Origin of the sequence: Pedobacter paludis (assembly GCF_003173575.1) — a bacterium.
GTDB lineage: Bacteria > Bacteroidota > Bacteroidia > Sphingobacteriales > Sphingobacteriaceae > Pedobacter > Pedobacter paludis.
Window position 1 is genome coordinate 242,170 of sequence record NZ_QGNY01000005.1, and the last position, 20,444, is coordinate 262,613.

General features: G+C 35.7%; 17 protein-coding genes. 6 read left to right on the forward strand and 11 right to left on the reverse strand.

Annotated features, from left to right (window positions below; all coding sequences use genetic code 11):
- The first annotated feature begins 153 nt into the window (after positions 1-153).
- Positions 154-1,284, forward strand: a complete 1,131-nt coding sequence (locus tag DF947_RS15205; protein ID WP_109930898.1) for a BamA/TamA family outer membrane protein — start codon at positions 154-156, stop codon at positions 1,282-1,284.
- A gap of 24 nt (positions 1,285-1,308) precedes the next feature.
- Here the strand turns inward: DF947_RS15205 and DF947_RS15210 are convergent, their stop codons facing one another.
- From DF947_RS15210 to DF947_RS15225, 4 genes are all read right to left on the reverse strand, one after another.
- Complete coding sequence (locus DF947_RS15210; RefSeq protein WP_109930899.1) at positions 1,309-3,504, reverse strand: M56 family metallopeptidase; 2,196 nt, start codon at positions 3,502-3,504, stop codon at positions 1,309-1,311.
- A 3-nt stretch (positions 3,505-3,507) separates the two neighbouring features.
- A complete protein-coding gene (locus tag DF947_RS15215; protein ID WP_109930900.1) occupies positions 3,508-3,870 on the reverse strand; it encodes a BlaI/MecI/CopY family transcriptional regulator in 363 nt (120 codons plus the stop codon).
- A 539-nt stretch (positions 3,871-4,409) separates the two neighbouring features.
- Positions 4,410-5,081, reverse strand: coding sequence for a DUF1345 domain-containing protein (locus tag DF947_RS15220; RefSeq protein ID WP_109930901.1), 672 nt, complete (start codon positions 5,079-5,081; stop codon positions 4,410-4,412).
- A 2-nt stretch (positions 5,082-5,083) separates the two neighbouring features.
- Positions 5,084-5,866 carry an O-methyltransferase gene (locus DF947_RS15225; RefSeq protein WP_109930902.1) on the reverse strand — a complete coding sequence of 261 codons (783 nt, stop codon included), beginning with the start codon at positions 5,864-5,866 and terminating at the stop codon, positions 5,084-5,086.
- Positions 5,867-5,912: 46 nt separating this feature from the next.
- Here DF947_RS15225 and DF947_RS15230 point away from each other — a divergent pair, with 46 nt between their 5' ends.
- A complete protein-coding gene (locus tag DF947_RS15230; protein ID WP_109930903.1) occupies positions 5,913-6,785 on the forward strand; it encodes a transglutaminase-like domain-containing protein in 873 nt (290 codons plus the stop codon).
- 50 nt (positions 6,786-6,835) lie between these two features.
- Here DF947_RS15230 and DF947_RS15235 read toward each other — a convergent pair whose 3' ends face one another.
- The 4 genes from DF947_RS15235 to prfB form a co-directional block, all read right to left on the reverse strand.
- Complete coding sequence (locus DF947_RS15235) at positions 6,836-7,636, reverse strand: hypothetical protein (protein WP_109930904.1); 801 nt, start codon at positions 7,634-7,636, stop codon at positions 6,836-6,838.
- Between the two features lie 243 nt (positions 7,637-7,879).
- Positions 7,880-8,707 carry a hypothetical protein gene (locus DF947_RS15240; protein WP_109930905.1) on the reverse strand — a complete coding sequence of 276 codons (828 nt, stop codon included), beginning with the start codon at positions 8,705-8,707 and terminating at the stop codon, positions 7,880-7,882.
- 45 nt (positions 8,708-8,752) lie between these two features.
- The gene (locus DF947_RS15245) at positions 8,753-9,667 is read right to left on the reverse strand and encodes an alpha/beta hydrolase (protein WP_109931093.1); all 915 of its coding nucleotides are present in this window, start codon (positions 9,665-9,667) and stop codon (positions 8,753-8,755) included.
- Between the two features lie 10 nt (positions 9,668-9,677).
- A protein-coding gene (prfB, locus tag DF947_RS15250; protein WP_109930906.1) for a peptide chain release factor 2 occupies positions 9,678-10,752 on the reverse strand; the annotation gives its coding sequence in 2 pieces (ribosomal slippage) (positions 9,678-10,691 and positions 10,693-10,752; 1,074 coding nt in all).
- A 287-nt stretch (positions 10,753-11,039) separates the two neighbouring features.
- On the opposite strand from prfB, the gene DF947_RS15255 reads away from it, so the two are divergent.
- Positions 11,040-12,296, forward strand: a complete 1,257-nt coding sequence (locus DF947_RS15255; protein ID WP_109930907.1) for a 6-bladed beta-propeller — start codon at positions 11,040-11,042, stop codon at positions 12,294-12,296.
- 9 nt (positions 12,297-12,305) lie between these two features.
- Positions 12,306-15,143, forward strand: a complete 2,838-nt coding sequence (locus DF947_RS15260; RefSeq protein WP_109930908.1) for a TonB-dependent receptor — start codon at positions 12,306-12,308, stop codon at positions 15,141-15,143.
- Between the two features lie 34 nt (positions 15,144-15,177).
- On the opposite strand, the gene DF947_RS15265 is transcribed toward DF947_RS15260, so the two are convergent.
- The 3 genes from DF947_RS15265 to DF947_RS15275 form a co-directional block, all read right to left on the reverse strand.
- Positions 15,178-16,482 carry an amidohydrolase gene (locus tag DF947_RS15265; protein ID WP_109930909.1) on the reverse strand — a complete coding sequence of 435 codons (1,305 nt, stop codon included), beginning with the start codon at positions 16,480-16,482 and terminating at the stop codon, positions 15,178-15,180.
- A gap of 118 nt (positions 16,483-16,600) precedes the next feature.
- A complete protein-coding gene (locus DF947_RS15270) occupies positions 16,601-17,203 on the reverse strand; it encodes a DUF5034 domain-containing protein (RefSeq protein WP_158526283.1) in 603 nt (200 codons plus the stop codon).
- An 80-nt stretch (positions 17,204-17,283) separates the two neighbouring features.
- Positions 17,284-17,805, reverse strand: coding sequence for a hypothetical protein (locus tag DF947_RS15275; RefSeq protein WP_109930911.1), 522 nt, complete (start codon positions 17,803-17,805; stop codon positions 17,284-17,286).
- Between the two features lie 160 nt (positions 17,806-17,965).
- Between DF947_RS15275 and pgi the strand changes: the two genes are divergently transcribed.
- Positions 17,966-19,612, forward strand: coding sequence for a glucose-6-phosphate isomerase (pgi, locus tag DF947_RS15280; RefSeq protein ID WP_109930912.1), 1,647 nt, complete (start codon positions 17,966-17,968; stop codon positions 19,610-19,612).
- Positions 19,613-19,881: 269 nt separating this feature from the next.
- On the forward strand, positions 19,882-20,442 hold the full coding sequence (locus DF947_RS15285; protein ID WP_109930913.1) for a YceI family protein: 561 nt from the start codon (positions 19,882-19,884) through the stop codon (positions 20,440-20,442).
- Positions 20,443-20,444 lie beyond the last annotated feature (2 nt).

Consider the following 20,444-nt stretch of genomic DNA (forward strand, 5'->3'; position numbering starts at 1 on the left):
CCGCAAAAATAGACATTTAGCCCGAAAGGTGAAAACATAATGCGTTTTGACCATAATATAAAGCTATGTTAGATTAAAAAATGGAGCTATTGAATAACAACAAATGACTTATTGACCATAATATTTATTAAGGAAATTCCTTTTCTTTGCGCCATGAAAAGAATTTATGCTTTCCTTATCTTTTGGATAATTTCTGTGCCTGGTATGGCTCAAATGAAATTAATTAAAAGAATGCTTTCTAACGAGAAAGACACCACCAGAAAGGCCAGTTTCTTACCCATTCCTTCATTTGGATATTCGCAGGAAACCGGCTTTGAATTTGGTGTCGGCGCCATTTATTCATATTACACAGATCGGAAAGATACGTTAACAAGAAGTTCTAATTTTTCTCTAAACGCAACATATTCTACAAAAAAAACCTATAATGTTACTTTAAAAGGTGATGCTTGGTCGCCGGGAAATAAATATCACTTTATCGGCGATGTTCGATTTAAAAAGATGCCTTTTAACTTTTATGGAATGGGTAACAACACACAAAAAACTGATGAAGACAAATTGGTTATGAACCAGGTTAAAGCATTATTCGATGCAGAAAAAAGCTTTATTAGCCATGCTTACACCGGTGTTTCTCTTGGTTTCGAAAATTACAAATTTACAGATCAGGCTTTGGGTGGCATTTTTAGCAACAACCCAAATATTTTAGATAAAGATGGTGGCTCGGTAGTTTATGTAGGTTTAAGTCAAAGTTACGACACCAGAAACTCGAACAACTACCCAACTAAGGGTTTCTTTGGCAGAGTTACGTATCAATATGCGCCACACTTTTTTGGCGGAGATAGTTTTACAGGAAGCCAGATTAAACTCGATTTAAGAAACTTCTGGTCGATTAGCAATAAGGTTGTTGTGGGCATACAGGGAATTTATTACACCATACAGAGTTCTAAGACTCCATTTTATTTGTTGCAGCAATTGGGCAACGACCAAATAATGCGGGGTTATTATGGTGGCCGTTACCGCGACGAAAACCTTATGGCATCACAGGTAGAATTACGCTATCGATTTATGAATCGATTTGGGGTTGTAGGCTTTGTAGGTGTGGGTAAAGTTTTTGATAATGGAAATTTCGATTTTAAAAGCATGAAGCCTAATTACGGTTTTGGAGGAAGATATTTCTTCGATACGGCAAAAGGATTAAGTGTTCGTGTAGATTATGGTATAGGCGAAAAACTTGCCAACGAAAAACGCCAGAGCGGATTTTACATCAGCTTGGCAGAAGCTTTTTAAGGTTTCTTTGAAATTTGAGCCATACTATTTATTAGAACCCTTCCCAAAAATCTGCACTTTAGAATTGTCAAAATTGAATTTAAGCGAATCGGCTTTAATTGCGGGTTTATTTGCGTCAGAAATTAGATTTGCGTGTTTCGCTTTTGCTGTATTTAGATTTTTATTATAAATAATCTCTGAACCGGTTAACACAACATTTCCATAAGAAATTTTTGCATCTCCATATAAATACACAATAGATTTATCCTTACTGATTCTGACCGAATCAACCGCTCTATATTCTATCTTGGTTTCTAAGTTATCTTTAGGGTTTTTATATGCAACCTTAAGCTCTAAATTTTTATTTATACTGTTGTCGCTTTTATATTGAAAACTCCCAGGAATTTGGTTTGTATAATAAGTTCTATTTTTTAGATCGAAGATTATTTTCTCTGATTCTAGGATATTTCCATTGTGACTATTAAGCTGTGCATTTTTTGCAGTTAATTTATATTTTAAGTTATCCAATTCCACCTCTTCAGCCTTTAAAACATCACCATTAATTTCTATTAATACATCTTTAAAATGAGAGATTTTATCTTTATTAGCTCCAATCATGGTTTGAAAAGAAACCACTTTAATCTTTGAGGGATTAAGTTTAGTTGTATCGCTTAATGTAGTAGAGATTTTCTGCCAGCCTTCTTTCGTGTAAAACCGATTATACAGTTCCTCATCTTTAAGTTCGTATTTTTTTGGCAGGGAAGCCAGTACAATCATTTTATCGGTTGAATAAACATTTTTAGAAATCAGTTTTTCTCCAATAAACTTTACCAGCACGGAATCACCAGATTTAAATTCAGTTTTTTTGATCTTTAAATTTTCAATATTTAGATTTATAGTGAATGTTCCATCATTTAAAATAATTTTGCTTATTATACCATTCTTATCCCTTTTAATAGATTTGATTCTGGATTCGGCGAACCTTGCTTTATTAATCTCATACAAAAAAGCATGTTTTTCTGATTTCCAAATTAGGGTTCCGTTTGCAAAGGCAACTTTCGAAATTGTATAAACCGGCTGATCAATAACTATTGTTTCTACCCCATGGTTGGTGATTTTGAATTTGCTAATATATCCTGAAACAGATGCCGTAAGCTTATCGCCATTGGTTAATTTATTTCTAAAGGCACTACATTCTATCGGGTAGATTTTATTTCCAGATTCCAATTGCAATACATTTCCTGTAACCAGTTTTTCAAAACCGATAATTTTCCCGGTAACGGTTTTACCAATTAAGGCAGATGCCTCTTTGTTTTCAACATTTTTACCCACTTCATTTTGTGCATAAACAACCTGAACAGCAAATAACCAAATTAAAATAAGTCCCATTGGAATAATGGAGCAGTATATCCATTTCTTCATATCGGTTGATTTGGAATTGAACAGCATTTTGATTCGCTCTTTTATTGGGCTTTTAACAAAGTTGTGAATTAATGGAACATCGCTTTTTGCTACTGCGAATTTCAATAAAATGCCGGCATAAGTTTGATGACCAAAACTTAATGATGTGGTTTCATCTGCTTCAAATTCGTGTACTTCTTCCAACGCTTTATCGTATAGGTAAACAATTGGATTGAACCATAAAACAGCTTTAAAAACCATTAAAAGGATTTTATCAATAGAATGGAATTGATTGGCGTGTACTTGTTCATGCCTTAATAAAACCTGCAATTCTGTTAGCGTTAAACTATCCTCGTTAATAAAAACATAGTTAAAAAAAGAACAATTGGTAAACCCTGTCTTTTTTGGTACTAATCTTAAACCATCTACTGTTTCGGTATGATTTCTGGCAAATTTTGTAAGCTGCAATAATCGCCAAGCGCAAATAGAAAGCAAGCAGATTGCAATAAGAATATAGCCATACTGCGTGACCTCCAACCAATCGAAATTTTGAGAAATTGTGGTTTTGGCACTCAACTGAGTTTGAATACTTGGCTGAACATCTGACGAAGCGTATACCTGAGTACTAGGTGGGTAACTAGAAATGATGGGGTTCACGGCATCAACCGTTCTAATTAGGCTAAACTGCAAAGCAGGAATTAAGAAACTTAACAAAAGCGTAGTAAGCAGGTAAAACCTATTAATTTTAAAAAATGTAAGTTTTCTTAATATAAATAAATAGAAACCAAAAAACATTGCTGAGCACGCACTTACTTTGAGCAAATAGATTAGCCATTCCATAATTTAAGAGCGTTTATTAATGAGAGCGTTAATTTCTTCTATATCTTTTTCACTTAATTTTTCTTCTTTTACCATAAATGATAGCAGGCTTGTAGGAGAACAGTTGAAATAACCAGAAAACAATTTCGAGAAGGTGGTCTTCGCATATTCGTCTTTGCTTATTGCCGGAAAATATTCGTACGTTTTACCGTACGCCTTATAAGCAACATAACCTTTTTTTTCTAACAGCCGGACAATTGATGAAATGGTATTGTACGGTGGCTTGGGTTCTTCTTCAAGCTCTTCGATAATGTCTTTAACAAACGCTTTGTCCAGCTTCCACAAAACCTGCATAATACGTTCTTCTGCCTTGGTTAATTCTTCCATAACCAAATCTATAACTTAATTTTCAGTTATACAACTAAATATTAAGTTACATTACTGAAAAAGCAGTTATAAAAGTTGAATAACTGATTTAAAGGTATATAAATTATACTTTGAAAATGAACGGATAGCTCTGCTTGGCATTGAAGTCCCGCCATTCGCTGTAGCCCTTGTAATCCCGATATAAAATCGGAACAGGGCTGTCGCTTCTGTCGGGTTTATAATTTGTGGCCAGGTTCTAGCGAGCGCCAAGTACTGACTATGTTAAGTTTTGCCAAAAGCACTTAACGCTGTATCTAAACCCGATCGAAGCGAGATGCCGATTTTTTTCGGCAGAAGCGGGAGCGGGACTGAAGACCGCCAAAAGCACAGAACCATTCATTTCCAAAAAAATTATAAACCCATGGTTTGTGATTTATAAAAAGTTAATGGCAGGTGAGCCACCAAGCCATGGATTTGGGTTTTGATTTGCAAAAACATTTGAGAAACACCCCGTATTACGGACACCCCTCTGAGAGAGGCGAAGTGCAAAGTACAGAAATCTATTTGCTTAGGCCGGCTAGTGCATTTATGGTAAGGGCTACAATTACGGTATTGAAAATGAAAGAAATCATGCTGTGCAATAGCGCAAGCCTGCGTAATCTTCTCGAAGATATTTCAACATCAGATACTTGAAAAGTCATTCCTAAAACAAAGGAGAAATAAGCAAAATCTATAAAATCGGGTTCATGCTCGCCTGGAAACTCTAAACCTCCACCCTTTTTTGTATCGTTAACCGTTTCCCTATCGCCATAATATAAATGGGCGTAACGCATGGTAAATGTAGTATGAACCAAAAACCACGACAAAAACATCCCAGACAGGGCAATGGTTAAGTCTATGGCTTCAACATTTTTATTAAGCAGTAAAAGGATAACAGCAAGTAATCCTGCAAATGTTGAAACCATTACAACAGCAAAAATTTCTCCTCTGGTTTCATCTTGTAGTTTTGCTTTTAAATGCGTTTGAGAAGTACCTGTATGAAAGAACATGTACCAGTGCATAGCGATTAAGGCAAGACAGAAAGCATTCCAGCCGAGCATAATGTGTGTTAATGTTTCTAATTTGACGAAAAATGCACCCAAATAAACAATAATCCCAACAGTTAAACTTAAGAGCAAAATCTTCGCTGCAGAAAGTTTCTGGAATCTACTGAGTTTAGGTTTTATTTCCATTATTAAAATTTCAGTTTAAAATGCTCTTTTGCCTGTCCTTTTTTAAAGTAAACAAGGCCAATCCAAAATAAATCTACCGTTACGGTTACATCTGGGTGGTTTTTAATTTCTGTCCATGCTTCTTTCATCCCCTCGCTCCAGTAAATATCATCAAAAATAAGCAATGTGTTTTCGGTAACTTTAGGCAGGCACCATTTAAAGTAGTTCAAGGTAGCATCTTTACGGTGATTTCCATCTATGTAAACAAAATCTAATGTGGGTTGCTTTGCTATAAGATCTGGCAGAATTAAATCGAAATTTCCTACGTGCAGTTCTATGTTGTTTAAATCCAGTTTCTGGAAATTATTTTTGGCCACTTCGGCAGTTTCTGGGCAACCTTCTATCGTAATAATTTCTGCTTTGGGGCAGGCTTTTGAAAGATAGGCAGTGGTTATACCCAAACAGGTACCCAATTCTATAGCGGTTTTTGGATTGGTGTTTTTCGCCAAGCGATAAATTAACTGTGCCAAACGAGGACTTTTCAGGGCGTTCTTTGCAATCTGGCTTACCTTTTTTGTTCGGTTCTTATTTAGGTGAGAACCTGCCCCGAGGTCGGTAACAGTGATTTTGGAATCGTCATTAAAAAGTTTTTTTCGTTGAAGTTCTATATTTTTGTATTCAGATTTATCTCTAAAATCGTAAATTACCTCATCAGCTAATTGATAGACAAATGGTGAGTGCGTTCCGTGTCGGCTTTTGGCAGTTAAACGGTGTTTTAAAAAATCTGTAATAAATTGAATTATCATAATATATTGCAAAAGTAATTAAACGCCGCAAACGTATGTATGTTTTATGGAAAATATAGCAGAGATAAGTGCTTTAGTTAAATTGCTTGATGATCCTGATGAGGAAGTTTATCAGCATGTAGAAAAAAAACTGCTTGAATATGGCGGCGAGGTTATCCATTTTTTAGAAAATGCCTGGGAGCAATCATTCGATGGGCTTTTACAGCAACGGATAGAAAATATTGTTCATCAAATTCAGTTCAATACGGTTAAGGAAGATTTGAACTTATGGTATTTGAGTGGCGCCTTTGATTTGTTGCAGGGTGCAATGATTATTAATCGTTATCAATATCCTGATCTGGACGAGCAAAAAATTATCAATCAGATTGAAGAGATAAAACGCGATATCTGGCTGGGTTTACAGTATGAAATGAGCTCGGTAGAAAAGGTGAAACTGATTAATCATGTTTTATATCAGCAATATGGTTTCGGAGGCAATACCAAAAACCATCACGATCCTCAAAACTCTTACTTAAACCAAGTATTAGAAAGTAAAAAGGGCAATCAGATCTCTCTGGCGATAATATATTCTACTTTAGCTCAAAAATTAGATTTACCGGTATATGGGATCAACTTGCCACAACATTTTATTTTAGGTTATATTGATGACAGCAAACAAGAGGGAACCGAGTATGGCGTTCTTTTTTACATAAATGCCTTTAACCGTGGAAATATCTTCGGCAAGCATGATGTTGATCAGTTTCTTCGTCAATTAAATTTAGAGGCATTACCAGAATATTACAGGCCCTGTAGCAACACAGATATTATTCGAAGGGTGATTAGAAATTTAATTTCGGCTTATGAAAATGCCGGGGCAACCGAGAAAGTTGCAGAATTAAATGAATTGCAGGATATCCTTGCAGAACCAGCTAAGGAATAAAAAAGGCTCGGAAGTTTAAACTTCCGAGCCTTTTTTATAAGTATTAATTATTATTTGCAATCGTAAGCGAACGTAAGTTTTTCAGTTGTAGTAATAGGTGTACCTTGTACTACTCCATTGTTATAGGTTGTAGATATTCCAGTTCTAGTTGCCGAGATGCATTTATTTGAAGCATCTTTGGTATAAATAAAATTGTTAATATTAGAATAGGTTGTTGGTTGGCCAGTAGAAGTTCTGGTTGACTTAACAAGTAGGTTTTTGGATAATGTACCAAAATATGTACTTGGAAGATCCGTACCTACGGCATCTATAATTGGATCAACATAAAGCTTAGTGGTTGTCGCCAAATCTGCCGAATATTCATAAATCGTCGTATAAGTATCGCCACCCGTATATGTCTCTACAAACTTCGTTAAATTACCATTTGTATAGGTTAAATTACAGGTAAAATTTAATGTTCCGCCTCTAAAATCGGTAATTGTGGTTAAATAACCAGCTGCATCGTAGGTGTAATCTTCAGTATTTGTACTTCCTTTAATTGCCAATTTAACAACTTTTCCACCTGTTACAGAAAAAATAAAAGTTTCCACGCCTTCATCAACTGTAATTTTATCCCCATCATAAGTGTAAGGTGTAACGAATCCAGCATCATCTGTATAAGATTTTATTCTACCTAAATCATCATATGCAAACTTAAGTTTACCATCTGGTGCACCATTGTACAAAACATCTATAGTCGAAATTTTACAACTACTTTCAGTTATAGGATCTTCTACTTGATCTTTTTTACAACTTGCAATACTCATAACCGCTACCACGGCTACCATCATTAATTTTAAATACTTGTTCATAGATTTTTTCGCAAGCCTTTAGAAACATCATGCCATGAAATAATCAAAATAAAATTCCTTTCAACTAATTTATAATCAGAACAATAACTGGAATATCAGAATAATATAAGTGAGGTTATATGGGGTAAGCAAGAAAATAATTCCCGATATGTAGATGTTTTTCTACACCAAGTTAAACTTTGTCCAAAAAAAAATCCTCGAAAGATGTTAGTCTCGAGGATTTTTTCTATTATTTAATTTAACTTATTTACAATTGTAAACCAGATTAAATTTGGCGGTGTAAGTATCGGTTGTCATTGGTCCGCCTGATGGATAAAAATTTGTTACCTGGGTAAAAGTAAGTGCGCTTGCATTTCCCTTCGCGTCAAATTGGTAGCTATAGTTTACAACATCATCCGTAAATGGATCTCCACTTGAATCTACAGTTTTGGTTGAGGTTTTAACCAAAACATTTTTAGATTGTTTGCCATAATAGCCGCCAGGAAAATAATCAACATGATAAGAAAGTGGGTCTGCGATTTCGTATGTATTAAGGGCAAGTTCTGTTGAATAACTATAAGTTGTTGTTGATACAAAACCCAGATTTGCATCTGTTGAAACTCCCTTTACCAAATTCCCATTGGAATAGGTTAAAACATCGGTTGAGCTTAAAACGCCACTTAAATAATTTTTAACCTCAACTAAATAACCTTCAGCATTATAAGTATATTTTCGAGTATAATCATAAGAAATTCCACCTGAAACGATTACTCCATCGCTTCCGCTTGAAACAGCTCTGCCATTTTCCAGAACGATTTCGGCAACATAACCATCCTCGTCAGTAGCTGTAATTTTGTTTGTACTATAAGCATAGGTATTTGTTTGCCCATCGCTAGTGGCTTTTGATATTTTGCCCGAGGCATCATAAAAGTAATTGATGGTGTATTTTCCTAAAGGTCCTAAATCTGTAGTTAAGGTTGTTAATTGGCAATTGTTACTCTTGCCTGCATTAAAGTCGATTTCTTTTTTACAGCTTGCGATAGAAATGATAGCTACTAGGCCAATCATTAAAAATTTGAGCGTTTTATTCATAAAATTTTCTTTTTGAGCGGGTTAATTATCTGATTTGCAAATATATTAAAGTTTTTCTTTCTTCATCCAAGCTGTCAAAAGATTAAACCAATCTACATCTGATGTTTTGTTTATTAACCCAAAGCCATGTCCACCTTTTTCGTATAAATATAAATCGGTCGGAATACCTTTGCTCTTTAAAGCCTCATTCATTAAAATACTATTCTCTACAGGAACGGTTTTATCATCTTTGGCATGAACCAAAAAAGTTGGTGAGGTTTTGGTCGTTATATTTTTGTTCGCAGAAAAATAACGTTTCAAACTATCTGGCGGATTTGGCCCCAACAAATTTTTCATCGTACCTGTATGAACAGATTCTTCAAAACTGATTACCGGATAAATCAAGACAGAAAAACTTGGCCGAAGGCTTAGTTTCTCTTTATCGGCAATTTTTAAGTCGTTGTAATGGGTAAGCAATGTAGACGCAAAATGACCACCTGCCGAAAAACCCATAATGCCAACTTTGTGTGGCTTAATCCCATATTTTTTAGCGTTCTTCTTTACTAAATAAATGGCCTGTTGTGCATCTTGCAAACAGGCATAAGTTTTATCAACCATAATCTGATCGCTTGGCAAACGGTATTTTAATACAAAAGCCGTAACGCCAATGGCGTTAAAACGTTTGGCAACATCAGTTCCTTCGTGACTGAAAGCCAAAGCACCATACCCTCCACCCGGACAAATGATCACCGCTGTTCCGGTTGCAATATTTTTAGGTGCCTCAAAAACAGTTAATGTTGGGATAGATACTTTTGTAATGCTCAGGGTTCCATTACTTCGAGTTTCTGTATTTTCTACATAATCTACCGGAGTTGGTTTTGCTCCAGGAATTGTTCCTGAATACAAAGGAATAATCTCTTGCGCCTGCGAAACTGTTATAGTCATGAAAAACAAGATTGAAAAAAGGATTGATTTTGCCATTTTACTCATTTTAAAATTCCATTAAATATGCTTTCAAAAATTCATTGATGTCTCCATCCAATACCGCCTGCGGATTTGATGTTTGGTAGTTAGTTCGATGATCTTTTACCCTACGATCATCCAACACATAACTTCTAATCTGAGATCCCCATTCGATTTTCTTTTTCGAACCTTCTACTGCAGCAATTGCATCGTTACGTTTGCGCTCTTCGATTTCGTACAACTGAGATTTTAACAAACGGATTGCATTTTCCTTATTCTGCAGTTGTGATCGAGATTCTTGATTCTTAATTATGATCCCTGATGGTTTGTGATATAAACGTACCGCAGTTTCTACTTTGTTAACGTTTTGGCCACCTGCACCGCCAGCTCTAAAAGTTTCAAATTCTATATCTGCCGTGTTGATATCAATCTGAATGGTTTCATCAACCAAAGGATAAACATACACCGAAGCAAAGGAAGTATGGCGGCGGGCATTCGAATCAAATGGAGAAATGCGAACCAAGCGGTGAACACCATTTTCGCCCTTTAAGTAACCGTAAGAAAAATCGCCATCAAACTGAAGTGTTACCGATTTTATTCCAGCAATTTCCCCCTCTTGGCTATCCTGTTCCGTAATTTTATATCCGTTTTTTTCACCCCACATCATATACATGCGCATCAGCATATAAGCCCAATCGCAACTTTCGGTTCCGCCGGCACCTGCTGTAATTTGCATAACTGCAGAAAGCTGATCTTCCTTATTGCGGAGCATGTTTTTGAGTTCCAACTCTTCAACAGCTTTTTTGCTGGTTTCGAATTGATCATCAAGTTCCTCTTCGGAAGCATCACCAGACTGAAAAAAATCAAACATCACAGCCGAATCTTCAACCGCGTTATTTGTATTGGTAAAACCATCAGTCCATTTTTTCTTTGAACTAATTTCTGCTAAAATTTTTTCTGCTTTTTTTGGATCGTCCCAGAAATCGGGCGCCATTGTTAATTTTTCCTCTTCGCGAATGGCGTAAAGTAGCTCATCGACGTCAAAGATGCCTCCTCAGAGACGTAATTCTATCTCTTAAATCCTGCAATTGTTCTTTTGTCATGGAACAAATATAGCAATGATTATATCATTTTCGCCAAATAGACTTTATCTGAAAAAATCTTGTGTTCTCAAGATTTTGATCAATTCTTCTTTGCCGAGGTAATGATGGAAAATCGATTTAGCTTATGTTAAAACTATGTTAAACATGAAGATAAATTTTAAAACAACTAATAAATTAGTAATTTCATGCTTCCAATAAGATAATTGAAAACAAGATATTGATGTAAAAAATCAATCATAGTTTCTGATCTCTACGGAAAATATTATAACTAATCATCTTACTAATCAATGCTCAAAAAAACACTCTCCTCTATTATTGTCTGCTTAACGTTTGTGTTAAACATTCAAGCTCAAACCAGCAAAGCAGACAGTTCAGAAATGGTAACCCTTAGAATTGACCCTGATGCCGCCCGCGGGGCTACCGTTTCTCAAATTTTCGACGAAGTAAAATTTATTCCATTAGAAACCACAAAGGAAAGCTTGTTCGGATCTATAAGCCAACTTCGAACAACTAAAGATTCTTACGTTATTTATGACTACGACACCAAATCTGTACTCATTTTTAATAAAGACGGTAAGTTTAGGGCAAAAGTTAATAGTAGTAAAGTTGTTGCTGATGCAAACGAGAAAGACAAGCAAGTTTTTTATGGCTTTAACTTGGTTAAAAACAAAGATGAATCCTTAATCAGAATATCATCAGGAAAAAATTATTTCTTTTTTGACTTAGATGGAAAACTTATTAAAAAAGAGGCTATAGGGAAGAGAACCGCAGAAGATAGATATATAAAATTTGCAGATAGTATAACCACCATAGCGCCATTTTATGTCTACAAAAATGGCAAAGACAGTACAAATTATGAGATTGCAATTTTAAACGACAAGAAAGAAATCGGGCTTTATTTCCCTTTTGAATCTGATCGGTTCGAGAAGGACCAATATATCGGGTCAGGCAATCCCTTAACAGAATACGGGACCGACAATGAGTTGTTTTATGTTAGATATTATGAATACAATCTCTATAAAATAAAACCTAAATCGGTTTCTTTAGCTTATCGCATCATATTCCCAGCAAGCATTTCCTTACCAAAAAACTTTATGGATATGACCGAATACAAGAAAAAGCGGATTGAGTATTTTGAGAAAAATCCCGGTCAAATTTATGGCATCAGCAATCCATATTTAATTGGCGATAATATTTATTTCAAAATCAATATTTGGGGATGGAGTCAAGATAAAAAAAATGCACTTGTTTACAATCTGAAAAATGGCGATTTAACTTCTCTTAAAAATCTTGAGCCCGATGCACGCTCTCAGTTTTTACCCGTAACAGATGGAGGATCATTTTACGATTTCACCAATAATGGCTTCCATTCTTATGAAGAGGGCTATTTATACACCAGTTATTCATCTCTTGCTCTGTTTACTTTTAAGGATTTAAACGCAGGTAAGGATAGAAAATATGATTCTGTATTAACTAAGTTTTTTGAGACCCAAAATAAAAAAAGCAACCCAATCATCATCCAATTAAAACCTAAAAAAAACTAAAGCGCTCTCATGCTCAACCTTCTTAAACTAGTTATTGCACTTATATTTGCAATGGCGATAAATAATGCCATGGCTCAACAGAGTAAACCCAGCCTGCCTGGCTCAACTAAAGGTATCTTGAGAGATACTGCCCATAACTACGTCTTAAAATCGGCAACGGTTTCTATTTATAAAATGGCAGACAGTAGTTTGATTAGCTATCAGATTAGCAACAATTATGGTGAATTCAGTTTTAAAAATCTTCCGGTTGGGGTATCTTTAAGATTAGATGCCAGCCATGTAGGTTATCAAACATTGAGGAAAAAATTTACCGTTCCCAGCGATAAAAATTTCATTGATTTAGGCACATTAATTATTAATCCAAAGGATAACACCCTGGAGGAGGTAACCGTAACCATACCGCCTATAACTATGAATGGAGATACATTGGAGTTTAATGCCGCAGCGTTTAAACTGGATAGCAATGCTGTTGTTGAAGACTTATTGAGAAAAATCCCGAATGTTACGCTCTGGGGAGATGGACAAATTACCGTTAACGGCAGAGAGGTTAAAAGCGTATTGGTTAACGGAAAACCTTTTTTTGGCGGCGATGCTAAAGTGGCTACACAAAATATCGCCAAAAATGCCTTGGATAAAATTCAGGTTTACAATACTGTGAAGGATAAAAACAATCCGCTAGATTCTACATTGACGGTGAACTTGAAGTTAAAAAAAGGAAAGGAACTTGGTTTTTTTGGAAAAATTGGAGGGGGTTATGGTACGGATGATCGATATGAGGCCGATTTAAGCTTCAACGTTTTTTCTCCAAAAATGCAACTGGCAATTGTAGGCGCAAGCAATAACATCAACAAATCGCTTAATAATGTAAACACATTAATTAACAATAGTACTTTTAAAGGTGTAGGAACCAATGTAGAATACCAACCGGATTTTAGAGCATCAGGTATTAATCAGCCCAATGCCGGAGGCGTAAAGTTTACTTATAATTTTGTGGAGAAACCCACCTGGGAGAACAGAAATACGGTAACATCGAGCTATTTTATTCAGAACACCAATAATGATTATGTGAGTAATTCCGAAACAACAACATCGATAAATACCACAGATAAGATTTATGAACAAAACTCGAATACAAGCTCGAATGTAAACAACAACCAAAATTTTGATGCAAGGTATGATCTGACAAAGAAAAACAAAGCCCTAACATTTAGCCACAACTTCTCTAGAAATAAGGGAGAGAGTACGAATGAAACTTTTAGAAATGCATTAAACACTCAAAACGTACTCACAAGTACCAACAATACTTTTAACCAAAATAGTTTTGACAATACAAGGTTTAGCTTTCAGGTGGATTTTAGACTATCGCAAAATTATATGAAACCGAAGCAGTTGATAAAGAGCTTAAATCTATCTTACATGATCACAGTTAACGATAATGAAAACAATAGATCGAATTTAACAGATTTTATTTCCGTTACTAACCCAGCATCAAATAGAAGATTCGATAGGCGTTATGAAACCGCTTATAATTCGGTTTATCAACAGATGAACATCGAATTGCCTAATCTAAAATCATTGTTTTTTGGGAACAGCAACTTGGGAGGAATCGATTTTGAGCTTTCTAATTCTCTTAATTTAAATAACAGAAAAGATGATAATCAAGTTCAGGATTTAAATACAGCCACAAATAATTATATCAACAATGCGTATTTAAGCAATTATGTAGAAACCCACTATATAGAAGAAACGCCTGGCTTAACCATTAGCAAATCTTTTTACAAAAACCTATCCAACCGTTACAACAAGAACCTTAGTTTAAATTTTTCGCCAAAGCAGAAATTTATCCGACAGGAAAATAGGTCACAACGATCATTTCAAAACATAACCAGGAATTATCAAAGATTTATGCCAGATGCATCTATCGGTTACACCGATAATCAGTTTGGCGAATATTACAAAAGCTACAGCCTAAGCTTTAATACAAAAGTTAGAATTCCATCTCTCGACCAATTGGCTCCGCTAACAGATAGTACCAACTTATATTCGTTGCAAAGAGGAAATTTAAATTTAAAGGAAGCGGTAGACCGTGAGCTAAGCTTAAGCTTAAACCATTACGACCAAACAAATAAGAATACACTTAATTACAATTTAAGTTTGACAGCTGGTTTTACAAAAAACCAGATCGTAGATAGCACATTTATTGATGATCAAAACCGGAGAACCAATTTTTTAACCAATGCTAATGGCAATAGGTATTTAAATTTTTACGGGGATGCCCGCAAAGCCTTTAAGTTTAAAACCTCAGAGCTGCAGATCAATTTAAATTCGCAAATTAGTAATACAAAAACCCCAGGATACACAAATTCGTTATTTGCATTCTCCAAAAACTTTAACACCAACACCAGCCTAACTGTAAATTATACTTATAAAAGTTACTTAGCGCTCGCTATTGGCCAAACCTATGGAACATATCGATCAGAACAAGAGGCATTTAACACATTATATAAAGGCATAAACAAAGCCAGCACACTAAGTTCAAGCTATAATGTTACCAAGAAATTTACACTTAATACAAACATAAGCTTCAACCAAAGTTCCTCATCCAACACTGATGATATAAATTTTACCATTTGGAATGCCAACGCTGTTTATCGTTTTTTAAAGGGAAACAATGCTGAATTTAAGCTCTCGGCATTAGATATACTCCACCAGAATACCAACATCATAAACTATGGAAGCGGGAATAGCTTTACAGTAGGATCTAGAAATGTACTACAACAATATTTTATGACAACTTTCTCTTATTACCCGAGGCAGTTTGGAAAGAAAGCACCTGTAAAAAAATAAATAAAACGGGAGATCCTAAAATGGCCCTCCCGTTTTATTTCTTCATCGCCATATAATCCAATGTTAAAATAGAAAGCAGTTTAACACCTAAAACAAATCCACTTTCATCTAGATAGAAATCAGGAGTATGATGAGATGGAGCTTTTAATGAATCTCCTCCTTTAGGCATACCACCTAAAAAGACGAATAATCCAGGCACTTTTTCCTGGAAGAAAGAAAAATCTTCTGCGCCAGTAACTGGAGGTTTTAACTTTACATGATCTGCACCCGCTGTAGCCTGCATGCTAGGCAACATTTTTTCAGTTAAGGCAATATTGTTAAAGGTTACTGGATAATGGTTGCTGTAAGGGATTTTAACTTCGGCAGTTGCTCCATTTGCCTCAGCAGTTTTGGCAACAATCGTCTTTATTCTATCTATAAACATGGCCTCATCTTCCTTACTAAAGTTTCTAACCGTACCTAACATTTCTACTTTTTCCGGAATGATATTCGATCGAACACCGCCGTTAATGGCACCAATTGTAACCACACCAGGGTTTTCGGTCACATTTAAATTCCTGCTAACAATGGTTTGAAGATTATTTATAATTTGTGCGGAAGTAACAATTGGATCAATACTGCTCCATGGATAAGCGCCGTGTGCCTGTCTGCCGGTAATGGTAATTTTCATATCGTTAACGGCGGCCATAGTTCCACCCGGGCGATACGTAACGGTGCCAACTTCAGTTTGAGAATTAATATGGAGACCAAATATGACATCAACTTTTGGATTTTCTAAAACTCCTTCTTTAACCATCAAGGCAGCTCCTCCTTCTTCTCCAGCCGAAACCCCTTCTTCTGCTGGCTGAAAAATAAATTTAACCGTTCCCTGGATATCTTTTTGCATAGATGATAGCACTTCTGCTACACCCATTAAAATGGCAACATGGCTATCATGGCCGCAAGCATGCATTACGCCAACCGTTTGCCCGTTGTACTGAGCTTTAATCTTCGAAGCAAAAGGGACATCAACCCTTTCGGTAACGGGTAATCCGTCCATATCGGCACGAAGCGCTACAACAGGCCCCGGCTTACCACCTTTCAAAATTCCAACAACACCTGTTTTTGCAACACCAGGAGTAACTTTTATCCCTAAAGATTCTAAATGCTTAGCTATAATGCCAGCCGTTCTAACTTCATTATTCCCCAATTCAGGATGTTCATGAAAATCTCTTCGCCAGGCGATAACTTTTTGTTCAATTGCATCGGCTTTTTTAGAAACAACTGCTCTTTGTTCAGATTTTTGAGCAAATGCGCCTAAAGAAATTAATGAAAAAAGGAATATGTAAAATCTTTTCATACTGAGTTTGGTTTGGGATTAAATTATGCTCTAATCTAGGTATTTTAAAGGATAGATAAAATTGATTGTAAACAACAAAGCCTTACAATAACTAGGGCTTTGCTGTTTAAATAACCTGTTAAGTTAATTCTACTTCAGTGGTTTCAGATTCTAAAATCCTCCCATCAGATAAAGTTATAGATACCCTGAATCTATGTTTCTTTCCGCTTTTTGGTGGCACTTGTAAAAAAATACCTTCATAGAAAATAATTGGCGGAATAAATTTAAAATCTTTAAAAGATTTGAGATAATCGGCCAATGAGATCGTAGTATCGTTACTTTTTGCCTTAAAGTATAAGCTAAGGTCTGTGCCCTTTGGATGGGCATCATCAAAATCGTTATTGGAAAATATTTTCAGGGATGAGAACTCTTCTTTAGGAATATAATCATCCTCCATACAACTGCAAGCATACGCCGATTGGATTAACCCCCAGGATATCTGCTGTTTTTTTAACGTGATTTGCTCCGTTAACAACTGAATTTGAATACCGTAATTAGTGCTAGCGATTGTTCCTGCACTCGTTACTTTAGGTAGAGGCAAGGAGGAGTCTAAATTTTTAAGAGATGTGCCCTTGCTTGTAAAATAAATGGTTTGAGGTGATGTGCAATGACAATCTACACATGAAGCAATGAGCTGCGAAATTAGGGCAAGGCCCAAAACAAATAGTATTTTCTTTATCATGATGAGCATTAACTAAGGATTTTAAATTTAACAAAAAAGCTAAACAAATATCCTTGTATAGCTTTTTAGATATTGTTATTTTAATTAAACATTCCCTTTAGTTTATCTAAAATCCCTCCTTCAGCCGGAGTAGCACCAGCCTGACCAGGTTCTTGATTTTGGCCACCATTAAACATGCCGATTACGTCACTCACATCAAATTTACCGTCACTTCCTCCAGAAAGGCTTCCTAAAATATCTTTGATATTAAATGAGCTATCGTTTGGATCGGCTGTTTTTTGTGTAAGTTTTCCGATAATTACAGGGATTACACTGGCAGCAATTCCCTTTGCTGTATCTGCATTTATCCCTAAACCGCTTAGTTTATCAATAAAACTTCCTGAGGCTTGTTGTGCAACTGCAGACCCTTCTGCGCTGCCACCATTAAAAATATCGGCAACGGAGCCAATATTGCCTGATGATAATTGATCTTTCAATGAATCAAAGATTGACCCTGACGCAGCCTGAATCACAGCTTGATTGTGTTCGTTTGGAACTTCACTATTGTTAACAACAGTATCTTGAACGTTTTCGCGCACCAGTTCGTTTAAATTTTCTAACATGACCGTTTTGTTTACATTAATTTTAATAACATTTCTTGGCAGGATGATGTTATAACCAAGTTACGTTGTTTGCATCAAATTAAAAATTCTATCTTTTTGAACATTAAAAAGACTGTTTTAAATTTTTGCTTTATTACTTTTACACAAAACTCAAAGAATTATGTTACCAAAAATTAATTTTACAGAAACCGAAGCCTACAAATATTTGGCTGATCATTTTATAGATATTAATCAAAAAAGCATCGCCTCTCTTTTTGCCGAAGATGCAGATCGTTTTACAAAATTTTCAGTTTTTTTCGAGGATATTTTATTAGACTACAGCAAAAATAGAATTAGTGACGAAACTTTAGCGTTGCTAATGCAATTGGCTCGCGAGTGTAAGTTAGACGAAGCGATTAAAGCCATGTACGATGGTGATAAAATTAATGAAACTGAAGATCGTTCTGTTCTTCATATCGCTTTGCGTAACCTCAGCAATACGCCCGTTTTGGTTGATGGAAAAGATGTTATGCCAGAGGTGAATGCAGTGCTTGCGAAAATGGAGAAATTTAGCAACAGCATTATCAGTGGAGAATGGAAAGGATATACCGGCAAAGCCATTACCGATGTAGTAAATATAGGCATTGGCGGTTCTGATCTGGGCCCAGTAATGGTTACTGAAGCGTTAAAACATTATAAAAATCATTTAAACATCCACTTCGTTTCCAATATTGATGGAACGCACATTGCCGAAACATTACAAGATTTAAATGCAGAAACCACTTTGTTTTTAGTGGCTTCGAAGACATTTACCACACAGGAAACCATGACGAACGCACATTCTGCACGTAGTTGGTTTTTAGAAAAGGGTGGTAAGGAAGATGATATTGCCAAACATTTCGCGGCTTTATCTACCAACGCCAAAGATGTTTCAGCTTTTGGAATTGACACCGAAAACATGTTCGAGTTTTGGGACTGGGTTGGTGGCCGTTATTCGTTATGGAGTGCAATTGGATTATCCATTTCATTAAGCATTGGTTTTGATAATTTTAAACAACTTTTGGCAGGTGCGCATGCAACGGATAATCATTTTAAAACCGCAGAATTTGAAAGCAACCTACCTGTTATTTTAGGTTTATTGGGTGTTTGGTATATTAATTTCTACAATGCAGAAACACAGGTTATTTTACCTTACGATCAATACTTGCACCGCTTTTCTGCTTATTTCCAACAGGGCGATATGGAGAGCAACGGAAAACATGTAGATAGAAATGGTAATGAAGTTGATTACGAAACTGGTCCGATAATTTGGGGTGAGCCAGGTACAAATGGTCAACATGCATTTTATCAATTAATCCACCAAGGGACAAGAATTATTCCGGCTGATTTTATAGCACCAGCGCAAAGTTTAAATCCACTTGGCGAGCACCATGAAATTTTATTGTCTAATTTCTTCGCCCAAACGGAGGCTTTAATGAATGGCAAAACTGAAGAGGAAGTTTCTTCAGAATTGAAAAAAGACGGTAAAACAGATTCGGAGATTGCTAAGCTAGCGCCATTTAAAGTTTTTGAAGGCAATAGACCAACAAACTCTATTTTATTGAAAAAAATTACACCATATAGCTTAGGCAGTTTGGTAGCCATATACGAACATAAAATATTTGTTCAGGGAATTATCTGGAACATTTTTAGTTTCGACCAGTGGGGTGTGGAATTAGGAAAGCAGCTGGCTAAAAAAATCTTACCAGAATTAAAAGGCAATGAAGATATTTCAAGTCATGATGGCTCTACCAATGGGTTGATTAACCAATACAAAGCCTGGAGATAAGAATAATATATTTTTTTTTGAAACCTGCTCAATTTAATCTGAGCAGGTTTTTTTGTTTTATGGCCACTGCATTAATTTATTTTTCAATTCAGCAAGCAACCAAAAATCAGAAGCAAACGTAATCAACCTGAATTCATTAGAAATTCAATTTGAAAATCTTTGCTATTGTGAATACATCCCTGTTTTTCACTTCTCTTAATGGGTTAAATATTAACCGGGCACAATAGATGGATTTTTATAACAGAACATAAAATTCTAGAACTCTGGTTATGACTAACAAAAAACAGATTGTAGTAATCCTTTTCGCTGCATTTTTAATCATGCTTTGCATCTCTGTAAGCGCTCAAAGCTTTACCTCGGGCAATGTTAAAACATCATTCTTTTCTTCTACGCCAATAGAAGATATAAAAGCTTCGAGCAGTAAGACTTCTGCTGTATTAATTTCGAAAACAGGAGAATTTGCCTTTCAAGTACCCGTAAAAAGTTTCGAGTTTGAAAAGAAATTGATGCAGGAACATTTTAACGAAAACTATTTGGAAAGTGATAAATATCCAACTGCAGGATTTAAAGGCTCTATAGATCCGAATATAAATTGGACCAAGGACGGCGAGTATAACATTGTGGCTAAAGGAACGCTAACGGTTCATGGAGTAACCAAACCCAGAAATATTCCGGCAAAAATTATTATAAAAAATGGTACCGCAACAATTACATCAAGCTTTGATGTAGCCTGCGTAGATCATAATATAGAAATCCCAACATTGGTTTTCACTAAAATAGCCAAAGTAATCTCGGTAAAAATTAACGGAACACTCACTCAAAAGCCCTAAAC